This window comes from Streptomyces sp. NBC_00358 (genome assembly GCF_036099295.1).
Lineage (GTDB): Bacteria > Actinomycetota > Actinomycetes > Streptomycetales > Streptomycetaceae > Streptomyces.
Genome location: NZ_CP107976.1, coordinates 8,537,936 through 8,549,783, shown reverse-complemented (window position 1 = coordinate 8,549,783; position 11,848 = coordinate 8,537,936). Strand labels below are relative to the sequence as shown.

General features: G+C 70.2%; 10 protein-coding genes and 1 pseudogene. 8 read left to right on the top strand and 3 right to left on the bottom strand.

The window, feature by feature from the left end; all coding sequences use genetic code 11:
• Positions 1-109 precede the first annotated feature (109 nt).
• Complete coding sequence (locus OHT01_RS36560; protein ID WP_328557402.1) at positions 110-931, top strand: SDR family NAD(P)-dependent oxidoreductase; 822 nt, start codon at positions 110-112, stop codon at positions 929-931.
• Between the two features lie 73 nt (positions 932-1,004).
• Here the strand turns inward: OHT01_RS36560 and OHT01_RS36555 are convergent, their stop codons facing one another.
• Positions 1,005-2,417: a hypothetical protein gene (locus tag OHT01_RS36555; protein ID WP_328557401.1), complete on the bottom strand. Its 1,413-nt coding sequence runs from the start codon at positions 2,415-2,417 to the stop codon at positions 1,005-1,007.
• A gap of 255 nt (positions 2,418-2,672) precedes the next feature.
• On the opposite strand from OHT01_RS36555, the gene OHT01_RS36550 reads away from it, so the two are divergent.
• From OHT01_RS36550 to OHT01_RS36535, 4 genes are all read left to right on the top strand, one after another.
• A complete protein-coding gene (locus OHT01_RS36550) occupies positions 2,673-3,539 on the top strand; it encodes a helix-turn-helix domain-containing protein (RefSeq protein ID WP_328557400.1) in 867 nt (288 codons plus the stop codon).
• 3 nt (positions 3,540-3,542) lie between these two features.
• Entirely contained in the window at positions 3,543-3,779 is a 237-nt protein-coding gene (locus OHT01_RS36545; RefSeq protein WP_328557399.1) for a DUF397 domain-containing protein, read from the top strand.
• Positions 3,780-3,916: 137 nt separating this feature from the next.
• Positions 3,917-4,414 carry a hypothetical protein gene (locus tag OHT01_RS36540; protein WP_328557398.1) on the top strand — a complete coding sequence of 166 codons (498 nt, stop codon included), beginning with the start codon at positions 3,917-3,919 and terminating at the stop codon, positions 4,412-4,414.
• Positions 4,415-4,451: 37 nt separating this feature from the next.
• Positions 4,452-5,261, top strand: coding sequence for an SAM-dependent methyltransferase (locus OHT01_RS36535; RefSeq protein ID WP_328557397.1), 810 nt, complete (start codon positions 4,452-4,454; stop codon positions 5,259-5,261).
• Positions 5,262-5,288: 27 nt separating this feature from the next.
• Here the strand turns inward: OHT01_RS36535 and OHT01_RS36530 are convergent, their stop codons facing one another.
• Positions 5,289-6,686 carry an FAD-binding oxidoreductase gene (locus tag OHT01_RS36530; RefSeq protein WP_328557396.1) on the bottom strand — a complete coding sequence of 466 codons (1,398 nt, stop codon included), beginning with the start codon at positions 6,684-6,686 and terminating at the stop codon, positions 5,289-5,291.
• A gap of 316 nt (positions 6,687-7,002) precedes the next feature.
• Complete coding sequence (locus tag OHT01_RS36525; RefSeq protein ID WP_328557395.1) at positions 7,003-7,518, bottom strand: pep a2; 516 nt, start codon at positions 7,516-7,518, stop codon at positions 7,003-7,005.
• A 303-nt stretch (positions 7,519-7,821) separates the two neighbouring features.
• Between OHT01_RS36525 and OHT01_RS36520 the strand changes: the two are divergent.
• From OHT01_RS36520 to treS, 3 genes and pseudogenes are all read left to right on the top strand, one after another.
• Positions 7,822-8,013, top strand: a pseudogene (locus tag OHT01_RS36520) (DUF5133 domain-containing protein); the annotation flags it as partial.
• Positions 8,014-8,113: 100 nt separating this feature from the next.
• Entirely contained in the window at positions 8,114-10,099 is a 1,986-nt protein-coding gene (locus OHT01_RS36515; RefSeq protein ID WP_328557394.1) for an alpha-1,4-glucan--maltose-1-phosphate maltosyltransferase, read from the top strand.
• A complete protein-coding gene (treS, locus tag OHT01_RS36510; protein WP_328557393.1) occupies positions 10,096-11,835 on the top strand; it encodes a maltose alpha-D-glucosyltransferase in 1,740 nt (579 codons plus the stop codon). Before OHT01_RS36515 ends, treS begins: the two co-directional genes overlap by 4 nt.
• Positions 11,836-11,848 lie beyond the last annotated feature (13 nt).

Here is an 11,848-nt window from a genome sequence, read left to right as displayed (position 1 = left end):
TCTCGGCGGCTGCCCGTGCAGCCAACACGTCGGACTGCCTCGGCGACCAGGGGGTATTCGGGTTGTCCGGTTGCAAGGACGTAGTGGCGTGGGATGTATGTTCGATCTTGTGAGGAACGGGAGCGGGGGCCGCGCGACGGTGTCCCTTGACGGTGACACCGGCGGGGCCGGCCTGCGTGACAAACGGGTACTGGTCACCGGCGGCACGCGGGGACTCGGCGAGCAGATCGTGCGGCTGCTGTCCGCCGAGGGCGTTCGGGTGGCCACCTGCGCGCGCACCGCGCGGGATCTGGAGGCGCTGGCCGCTTCGATGGACCCCGGCCTGTTCACCCGGCCGCTCGACGTCACCGCGCCCGGTGAGCTGGAGGGGTTCGTCGAGGACACGGCGGAACGCTTCGGCGGTCTGGACGGTGTGGTGGCCTGCACGGGCGGTTCGCGCGGGGGCCGCTTCGAGCAGGCGGACGCGGAGGACTGGGCGGCGACCTGGGCGGTGAACGTCGGTCACGCGACCCGGCTGGTGCGGGCCTCCGTGCCGCATCTGCGGGCCGCGGGCGGCGGCTCCGTCGTGGTGATCTCCTCGATCTCCGGCTGGAAGCCGGGCCCGCCCGCGCAGTACGCGGTCGCCAAGTCCGCGCAGATCCACCTCGCCGCCTCGCTTGCCCGGGAACTCGGCCCGGACGGAATCCGGGTGAACGCGGTCTCCCCGGGTTCGATGCTGATCCCCGGCAGACGCTGGGACCGGATGCGCCGGGAGGATCCGGAGGCGTTCGCCCGTTTCGTGGCGGCGGAGCTGCCGGGCGGTGCGCCGGTCGCGCCGCAGGAGGTGGCCCGGGTCGTGGCGTTCCTGCTGTCGGACTGGTCGAGCGGGATATCCGGCGCCCACCTCCCGGTCGACCGCGCCCAGAACGCCCCCTCCCCCGAGGGGTACTGAGCCCCGCGGTGGTTCGGCGGCGCCGCTGGTGGTCATGACACCGTGCCCGGCCCGCGGCCGGGAGGCGCGCCGCTCACGCCGCGGCCCCGAGGACACCGCGGGAGCGGCGGTCGAACTCCTGCACCACGGGCTCGCCGCGGCGGGGTTCGAGGCGTCTGCGGAAGTCGCGCAGGGCCTGGACGGAGCGTTCGCTGTGGACCGCGCCGAGGGTCTCCAGTGCCAGCGTCGCGGTGCCGACCGCCTCGTCCAGGCGGTCCTGCTGGAGGTGCGCGGTCGCCAGGACGGAGCGGCTGATGGCCTGGCGCCTGCGCCGGTCGGCGCCCGAGCCGAGCGACTCGCTCGCCGTGCGCTCGGCCTGCCGGGCGAGCCCGAGGTCGCGGAAGCACAGGGCGGACTCGGCCTGGAGGTAGTGATGGTCCAGGTAGCGGACCCACACGGACTCCTGCTCGGCCCCCTTGCTCGCCTCCAGTTGCCGCTCCGCCAGCCGCAGCGCCTCGGAGGCGTCGGCGGTCCGGCCCTGCGCGGCTTGTCCGCGCGCCGACATGGCGTACAGCCGCATGAGCCCGAGCGGGCTGCCCGCCCCCTGGGCCGTGACGATTCCGGCGCGGGCGAGCGCCACGCCCTCGTCCGGGCGGCCGAGGCTGGTGGCGAGGTGGGAGAGCCCCGCCAGGATCTGGCCGCCCAGCACCCGGTCACGGCCCTCGGCACACAGGCGCAGCCCCTGGGTCATATAGCGCTGGGCGAGGCCGTACTCCCCCGCGTCGTACGAGCTCCAGCCGGCCATCGCGGCGAGGCGGGCGGCGCCCGCGTACAACTGGCCGCGCTGCCGGAGCGGTGTGCCGCGCTGCTGCAGCATGGGGACGACCTCGGTGGACAGATAGTGCACGATGCTGGTGCGGACCCCGCCGCCACCGTAGTGGTTGTCCATCTGGTCGAACACGGCGATCATCGCGTGCACCTGCTCGACCGGTCCGCCGCTCACGGACAGCGTCGGGGCCACCGTGTCCTGGTGCTCCAACAGCCAGAGCAGCCACTCGCGTTGAGGGTTCGTCAGAGCGGCGGCCACGAACGGGACCGCGCCGAGAAGGCTGCGCCGGGAGATGTCGGTGGAGCCCAGTTCCGCCAGCGTGTGCAGGGTCTCCGCCACGTCCTCGCCGTAGACGAGCGCTCTGCTCGCGACCGGGCGCTGGGGATCGGAGTGAAATCCGAGTTCCGCGGGAGACAGCGCGCGGCCGAGCCGCTCGGACAGGACGGTGGCGATCAACTCCGGTGTGGTGCCCCGCGGTTGCTGGCCCTGGAGCCAGCGGGTGACCGACGCCTTGTCGTAGTGGGAGTCCGCGCCCTGGCGGCGTCCGAGTTCATTGACCCGCAGGGCCAGCGAGGCATAGGAGCAGCCGGCCTCCTTGAGTGCGGCGCCCAGCACCCGATTGCCCCCGGTGGTGCTCCTGCCGGCGTTCCTCGCCTGTCCGTCGGTCACGGTGGCCATCCCCGAATCGCCTCACATCCACGTGCGGCTGCGCCCTGACCTCTATCTGCCGAGACTTCAATTCCCGTGCGAACGAGCGCAGTTGAGCGTGATCGTCGCCGAATGTGCGACAGGTCACTCGATCACTATGGTGGCCCGCGCACTGCCTGTGCAACCGGCGTTCTGATAATTTCAGAACGATCCGCACCGCTCTGTCACTGTCATCGGGCGCGTGGCACACTGCACGCTGAGACGGCCGTTCCCGGGAGGTAGGACGTGAGCGAGAACCGCTCCGGCGGCAGCGCGCCGACCGTCCTGCGCATGGTTCTCGGCAAGCGGCTGAGGCAACTGCGCGAACAGGCGGGGGTCTCCTTCGAGGAGGCGGCACGCGCTCTTGAGGTGACGGCCCTCACGGTCCGCAGGATCGAGAAGGCCGAGGTCGGGCTCCGCATCCCGTATGTGCGGGAGTTGCTCCGCACCTACGGGGTTCCGGCGGCGGAGGTCGACGACTTCGTCGCCCTGGCCCGGGAGGCCAACCAGCCGGGCTGGTGGTACAAGTACCGCGATGTCCTGCCGGACTGGTTCAGCGCGTACGTGAGTCTGGAGAGCGAAGCCAGCGTCATCCGCCTCTACGAACCCCACTACGTTCCGGGCCTGTTGCAGACCCGCGACTATGCCACCGCGCTGATGCGTGTCGGCTTCCCGAACGAGTCGAAGCAGGACATCGCCCGTCGCGTCGCCCTGCGGATGAAGCGCCAGGATCTCATCGCCAAGCCGGAGGCCCCGGCCGTCTGGGCGATCCTGGACGAGACGGTGCTGCGCCGCCCGGTGGGCGGCCCCGAGGTGATGCGGGCCCAGTTCGACCGGCTGGCCGAGGTCCTGGAGATGCCGAAGGTCCGGATCCAGATCATGCGCTTCGGCGTGGGCGCGCATCCGGGCGCGTTCGGCCCGTTCCACCACTTCCGCTTCGGCTTCTCCGAACTCCCCGACATCGTCTACACGGAGAGCCTGGTCGGGGCGGTCTACGTCGACCGGCCCGACGACGTCGTCAGCTACCTCGAAGTACTGGACCGGATGTCCGTACAGGCGGAGCCGGTCGCTCGGACCAGGGCCATCCTGGGCGAACTGCGTAAGGAGTTGTGATCCATGGGATCCGTGCACAACGGCATGTCCGCGGCCGAGCTGGGAACCGAGGGCTGGCACAAGCCCTGGAGCGGTACCAACGGCGGAAGTTGCGTCGAGGCCAAGCGGCTTCCCGACGGGAGCGTCGCCCTGCGCCAGTCGCGGGATCCCGAGGGGCCCGCACTGATCTGCTCCCGCGACGAGATGCTCGCGTTCATCGAGGGCGCCAAGTCCGGACAGGCCGACTTCCTGGTGGCCTGACCGGATCCCGCGCCCGCGGCTCCCGCGAGGCCGCCACTACGCCCCCGCAACCGGACAACCCGCACGCGCACTCCCGCCGTGCGGGTTGTCCCCCCACACTGGTGCATCCGGTCGTCCCGGAGGGAGTGGGTACGGGCATGATCCTCCACCAGTCCCTCACGCGGTGCCGGACCCTGGTCGTCGAGGGACCCGACGGCCTGGACCGCCGCGCCCTGCTCGCCGAGCTGGCCCGCCACCAATTCATGATCCGCCCGTTGCACGGGCACCTCCATCATGTGGACCCCACCCAGCCGTACCGCGAACTCCTGTCCGCGCCGGGCCGGTTGGCGGTCGACGGCGGTCTCGTCCACGAGCTCGTCTACGGACCGCTGCGCCGCGGGCGCTCCCGGGTGACCTGGATCCAGGCCCTCGACTTCGCCGAGGCGGTGGCCGAACGCGACGGCGCGCTGGTCCACTTGACGGGCGAGACGGGCGACACCGAGGCGGCCGGCGCCTACGAGCGGGTGCTGCGCACGCTGGCCCAGCATGTCCCCGTGATCACCCTCGACACCGGACAAGTGGCCCGGACGGCTCCCGTCCCCATCCACGGAATGCATCAACTCGGCTTTTGTGTACGTATGTTGACGATAGGTTAGAGAACCGACCGAGTGACGCACGGCAGGAGATCCTCCCATGGCAGACAGCCGGCCCGCCCCCGACCAGGACGCGCTGTCCAGGATCGACACCACGGTGCCGCACTCGGCTCGCATCTGGAACTACTGGATGGGCGGGAAGGACAACTACGAGGTGGACCGGGTGGCCGGCGACGCGTACCGCGAAGTCGCCCCGAACATCGAGACCATGGCCCGTGCCTCCCGAGGCTTCCTGATCCGCACCGTCACCTTCGTGGCCGGTGAGCTCGGCATCCGCCAGTTCCTCGACATCGGCACCGGTCTGCCGACGTACGACAACACCCACCAGGTCGCCCAGCGCGTGGCACCGGAGTCCCGCATCGTCTACGTGGACAACGACCCGCTGGTGCTGCGCCACGCCCAGGCGTTGCTGACGAGCACGACCGAGGGTGTCACCGACTACATCGACGCGGATCTGCACGAGCCCGAGAAGATCATCGAGGCGGCGTCCTCGGTCCTCGACTTCTCACGGCCCGTCGCCCTGCTGCTGATGGGCATCCTCGGCCACGTCCAGGACTACGAGGAGGCCAGGTCGATCGTCCGCCGATTGCAGGCGGCGCTGCCCTCCGGCAGCTGCTTCGTGCACTACGACAGCACGGACACCGACGCGGCGCTCAAGGAGGCCCAGCAGGGGTACGACGACACGGGCGCGATCCCGTACGTGCTGCGCAGCCCCGAGCAGATCGGCGCGTACTACGAGGGCCTGGAACCGGTCGAGCCCGGCATCGTGTCCTGCCCCCTGTGGCGCCCGGAGCCCGGGACTTCGCCCGAGCCCACGGACGTCCACGGAGGCGTGGCCCGCAAGCCGTGAGCGGACCCGGCCGACCCGTACATGTCGTCAGTCGGACGTCGCCGGCTCGATGTTCTGGTTGAGGCGGAACAGGTTGCCCGGGTCGAACTCGGCCTTCACGCGGGCCAGCCGCCCGTAGTTGTCGCGATAGCTGGCCCGTACGCGCTCCTGGCCCTCGTCCATCATCATGTTGACGTACGCGCCGCCCGCCGAGTACGGGTGGAGCGCCTCGGAGTAGTCGACGCTCCACTGCCGGACGGCGTCGGCCTTGGCCGGGTCGGGGTCCACTCCGACGAAGACGGAGGCCCAGCCGGCGTCGCGGTAGCTCCAGGCGGTGTCCGTCGGGGCGTGGTCGTGGACGGCGCCGTCGATGGGGTAGAGGTGCATCGTCGACTTCCAGGTCGGCGCCTCGGCACCGAACCTGGCGTGCAGCTCGACGGCCTCGGCGGGGATCTCGTCGACGAAGTCGGCGCGCCAGTACCACTGGTCGCCGGGCGGGTAGACGCCGTCGAAGGCGGACTGGATCGCGGGGTGCGGCATCGGCGCGGGGCCGTGCAGCAGGGGCGCGGGCAGGGCGTCGAGCAGCGGTGCCATGTCCCGGGCCGCCGCGTCGGTGTCGTCGCCGACGCGGCACCACACCACACCGCAGACCTTCTTCAGGTGCAGGTCCTCCGGGAACGGCGGACCGGGCGGGACCGAGCCGAACAGGAAGAAGCCACCCAGTTCGCGGGGCGCGTTCGGAATGAAGTCGCGGTAGGCGGCGAGGACTTCGGCGCCGAGTTCGACGGGCCAGAAGGTGGGGCCCGCGACGACCGTGTTCACCTCGTGCAGCCGGAACAGGAAGGAGGTGACGACGCCGAAGTTGCCGCCGCCTCCACGGATGGCCCAGTAGAGGCCGGGGTTCTCGTCGGCGCTCGCCCGCACGCGCTCGCCGTTCGCCAGGACCAGATCGGCCTCCAGCAGGTTGTCGATGGTCAGCCCGAACCTGCGGGTGAGGTGTCCGAGGCCGCCGCCGAGCGTGATGCCGCCGACGCCCGTGGTGGAGATGATGCCGCTCGGTGTGGCCAGACCGTGCTCGTTGGTGGCGCGGTCGACCTCGCCCCAGACGCAGCCGCCGCCGACACGTACCGTGCGGGCGGCCGGATCGACCTCGACGTCCTTGAGCGGGGAGAGGTCGAGGACCACCCCGTCGTCGCAGGTGCTCAGGCCCGCTCCGTGGTGGCCGCCGCCGCGCACCGCGAGCGGGAGGGCGTGGTCGCGGGCGAAGCCGATGACCAGGGCGACGTCGTCCGGGTCGGTGCACCGCGCCACCAAGGCGGGCCGCCGGTCGATCATCGCGTTGTAGACGGCGCGGGCCTCGTCGTATCCGGAGTCCTCCGGGCCGATCAACTGCCCTTTGAATCCGGAGAGTTCCTGGCGCGCCGCTTGTACCGGTGTGATGGACATGTGCATCCCCGTATCTGGGGACCGCCCCAGATCCCGCCGCACGGGCCTGGACCGGCCCCCGCCGATGGGTCCGATGTGCCCGTTCAAATCCCGATTCGTCACCAGCCTACCCCCGTGGCACCGACCCAGCCCGGCGACCCGGGGCCGGACGTCGCCGAGCGCGTCGATCGGCAGGGGATCGACGCGCTCGGCGACTTGGGTGAAGCGGGCGAAGATGGTTCCTTCGCCTTCGCGGGCCGCGACCGGCGGCAGGGGCGCCGTTCCGGCCGCCCGCATGATCACCGTACGAGGTTCACGGCCCGGACGTCCCGCCGGATCACCCGCGGGCGGCGACCGACTCGAACTCCTCGCGGGCGGCGGCCAGTACGGGTTCCGGCAGCACCGCGTACCGAGGTGTCGGGCGCGCCTCGCGCAGGCTGGGCGCGGGCACGGGCGGGTCCAGCGGGGCGTGTTCGGCGGCGCGGGCCCGCCACGAGAACCAGATGATCTTCCCGCCGACGTCCGTGGCACAGCAGCCCCAGCCGTCGCTCAGGGCGGCGATCTGGGCGAGACATCCCTGCGGCGCCTTGTGCGGGCGGATGTCCTGGCTGTTGTCCGAGACGGCGGCGATGAGGTGCTGGCCGTTCCACCACATCTCGATCGTCGTGTTCTTGTCCGCGGCGTGCTGCTCGATCGTGCGGAGCAGTGCTTCCGCGCAGTGGCAGACGGACTCGACGAGATTCTCCAGGTTCCAGTACCGGAGGTGCGCGGCCAGGATGCGCCTGACCTGTCCGACCTTTTCCTGACTGAGCTCCACATCGAGGTGGTAGTAGCAGGGAACTGCGGCTTTCATCGTCGTTGGCTCCTCACCGGCGAAGCTCTCGCTCCTCCTCGCCCCCTGCGGGACCGAGCCCCGAGTACGAAGCGTGAGCGCTGATCGCTCCTGAGTCACCTACAGGATGAGAGGGCTACTCCATTCGTGCAACACGAGCGCGCGGCCGTGTTGTTGAAGAGCCAACAAGACGCTCGGTCGCAGTACAGGCACCATGAGTGAGGGTGTCGCTCCGTGACGGAGCGGCTCCCCTTCGCGTACGGCCCTCACTCGCCGGCCAGGCGAGCCGTGCGCGGTCGAGAGATCGGGAAGGTGACCAGCGTGATGCTGCTGCCTGCCAAAGCCGAGGTCGCCAGGCATCTGGAGCGCTACCGGGCATGGGAACGCCTGCTTCTCGCGACTCCCGCCGACCGTGAGGTGCGGGGGAACTTCGAGAACACCGGTTACACCCTGTGCGTCCTGATGGGGAAGCGCTGCGCTCGGGAGGCGGCGAACGCCGCCGAGGTCTATCTGCAGGACGTTCCGGCACGGATCTGAACGACGGTCCCGAGGACCGCACCGAAAGGGCCTTTCGCGGCAACGACGATTCGGGCCCAGAACCGCGGAGGCGAGACGCATGGACGCGAACACGGACACCGGTCGCATACCCGTCATGGATGTGCGGCCGGTCGTCGAATGCGGCAGACGGCCCGCCAAAGCGGTGGTCGGCGAGACCTTCGAGATCACCGCCACCGTGTTCGGCGAGGGCCATGACGTGGTCGGCGCCAATGTCGTCCTGTGCGACCCGAGCGGCACCCCCGGCCCGTGGACGCCGATGCGTGAACTGGCTCCCGGAAGCGACCGCTGGGGCGCGCACGTCACTCCGTCGGACGTGGGCCGCTGGACCTACCTGGTGGAGGCGTGGAGCGACCCGGTGACCTGGTGGCGGCGCGCCGCCGAGGTCAAGATCCCGGCCGGGATCGATGTCGGCCTCGTCCTGGAGGAGGGCGCCGCGCTCCACGAGCGAGCCGCCGCCGGAGTGCCCGAAGGGGCCGGCCGGGACACCGTGCTCGCCGCGGCCGACGCCCTGCGCGACGACTCCCGGCCCCCCGGCGACCGGCTCGCAGCGGCCCTGGCTCCGGCGGTGAAGGCCGCTCTCGCGGAGCATCCGCTGCGTGAACGGCTCACCCGGTCCCTCCCGTTGCCGCTGCTGGTGGAGCGGGAGCGGGCGTTGTTCGGTTCCTGGTACGAGTTCTTCCCCCGCTCGGAGAACGGCGGGCTCGGTCCGTCGGCGCACGGCACGTTCCGGACGGCCGCCGAACGCCTGCCCGCCATCGCGGAGATGGGCTTCGACGTCGTCTACCTCCCGCCGATCCACCCCATCGGCACCACCTTCCGCAAGGGCCCCGACAACACCCTGTCCGCCGGCCCCCAGGACGTCGGCGTGCCCTGGGCCATCGGCTCCCCCGAGGGCGGCCACGACGCGGTCCACCCCGATCTGGGCACCCTGGAGGACTTCGACGCCTTCGTCCGCCGGGCCGCCTCCCTCGGCCTGGAGATCGCCCTCGACTTCGCGCTCCAGTGCTCCCCGGACCACCCCTGGGTGGAGAAGCACCCCGAGTGGTTCCACCACCGCCCGGACGGCACGATCGCCTACGCGGAGAACCCGCCGAAGAAGTACCAGGACATCTACCCGATCGCCTTCGACCAGGACATGCCGGGCCTGGTCCGCGAGACCGTACGGGTGCTGCGCTTCTGGATGGACCACGGCGTACGGATCTTCCGCGTCGACAACCCGCACACCAAACCCGTCGTGTTCTGGGAGCAGGTGATCGCGGAGATCAACGGCGCCGACCCCGACGTCATCTTCCTCGCCGAGGCCTTCACCCGCCCCGCGATCGTACGGCGGCTCGCCGAGGTCGGTTTCCAGCAGTCGTACACCTACTTCACCTGGCGCAACACCAAGCAGGAGCTGACGGAGTACCTCACCGAGCTGTCCGGCGAGACGGCCGCCTGCCTGCGGCCCAACTTCTTCGTCAACACCCCCGACATCCTGCACGAGTTCCTCCAGCAGGGCGGCCGGCCCGCCTTCGAACTGCGCGCCGTCCTCGCCGCCACCCTGTCTCCGGCATGGGGGATGTACGCCGGGTACGAGCTGTGCGAGAACACTCCCGCACGGCGGGGCGGCGAGGAGTACCTGCACTCCGAGAAGTACCGGCTGCGGCCGCGCGACTGGGAGGCCGCCGAGCGCGAGGGCCGGACGATCGCCCCGCTGATCACCCGGCTGAACCGGATCAGGCGGGACCACAGAGCCCTGCGCGAACTGCGGAATCTCCGATTCCACCGGGCCGACCACGATGCCGTGATCGCGTACAGCAAGCGTTCGGGTGACGACACGGTGGTGGTCGTGGCGAACCTGGACCCCCACCACACCCGGCAAGCGACAGTGTCCTTGGACATGCCGCGACTCGCTCTGAGCGAGGACGCGCGCGTGCCGGTGCGCGACGAGCTCACCGGCGACACCTACAACTGGGGCAGGTCCAACTTTGTGCGCCTGGGTCCGGGCGGTGCACATGTGCTCAGTGTCGGCCCGGCACCGCGGATCGGAGGGTCCCCCGCATGATGGTCAATGAGCCCGTCCCGGATACGTTCGAGGACACCCCGGCCAAGGACCGCGATCCCGAGTGGTTCAAACGCGCCGTCTTCTACGAGGTCCTGGTCCGCTCCTTCCAGGACAGCAACGGCGACGGCGTCGGCGACCTCAAGGGCCTGACCGCGAAACTCGACTACCTGCAATGGCTGGGCGTCGACTGCCTGTGGCTGCCCCCGTTCTTCAAGTCCCCGCTCCGCGACGGCGGCTACGACGTCTCCGACTACACCGCCGTCCTCCCCGAGTTCGGCGACCTCGCCGACTTCGTCGAGTTCGTCGACGCCGCCCACCAGCGCGGCATGCGCGTCATCATCGACTTCGTCATGAACCACACCAGCGACCAGCACCCGTGGTTCCAGGAGTCCCGCGCCAACCCCGACGGCCCCTACGGCGACTACTACGTCTGGGCCGACGACGACAAGCAGTACCAGGACGCCCGCATCATCTTCGTCGACACCGAAGCCTCCAACTGGACCTTCGACCCCGTCCGCAAGCAGTACTACTGGCACCGCTTCTTCTCCCACCAGCCCGACCTCAACTACGAGAACCCGGCCGTGCAGGAGGACATCCTGGCGGCCCTCCGGTTCTGGCTGGACCTGGGCATCGACGGGTTCCGCCTCGACGCGGTCCCCTACCTCTACCAGGAGGAGGGGACGAACTGCGAGAACCTCCCCGCCACCCACCAGTTCCTCAAGCGGCTCCGGGTCGACATCGACACGCACTATCCGGACACGGTGCTGCTGGCCGAGGCGAACCAGTGGCCCGAGGACGTCGTCGACTACTTCGGCGACTTCCCCTCCGGCGGCGACGAATGCCACATGGCGTTCCACTTCCCCGTCATGCCCCGCATCTTCATGGCCGTCCGCCGCGAGTCCCGCTACCCCGTCTCGGAGATCCTCGCCAAGACCCCCGCGATCCCGTCCAGCTGCCAGTGGGGCATCTTCCTGCGCAACCACGACGAGCTCACCCTCGAAATGGTCACCGACGAAGAACGCGACTACATGTACGCGGAATACGCCAAAGACCCCCGCATGCGCGCCAACATCGGCATCCGCCGCCGCCTCGCCCCCCTCCTCGACAACGACCGCAACCAGATCGAACTCTTCACCGCCCTGCTGCTCTCCCTCCCCGGCAGCCCGATCCTCTACTACGGCGACGAGATCGGCATGGGCGACAACATCTGGCTCGGCGACCGCGACGCCGTCCGCACCCCCATGCAGTGGACGCCCGACCGCAACGCCGGATTCTCCTCCAGCGACCCCGGCCGCCTCTTCCTCCCCACGATCATGGACCCCGTCTACGGCTACCAGGTCACCAACGTCGAAGCATCGATGTCGTCACCGTCCTCGCTGCTCCACTGGACCCGCCGCATGATCGAGATCCGCAAACAGAACAAGGCCTTCGGACTCGGCTCCTACACCGAACTCCCCTCCTCCAACCCCGCCGTCCTCGCCTTCCTGCGGGAGGCCCCCTCGAACGAGGACGGAGGGGACGACCTGGTGCTGTGCGTGCACAACTTCTCCCGCTTCGCCCAGCCCACCGAACTCGACCTGCGCGAGTTCAACGGCAGACACCCCGTCGAGCTGATCGGCGGCGTGCGATTCCCGGCCATCGGCGAACTGCCGTATCTGCTGACCCTCGCCGGTCACGGCTTCTACTGGTTCAGGTTGCGCCCCGCGGTCGGGCCCGGCACCACGAGGCGATCGTGACTCCGTGCCCCTC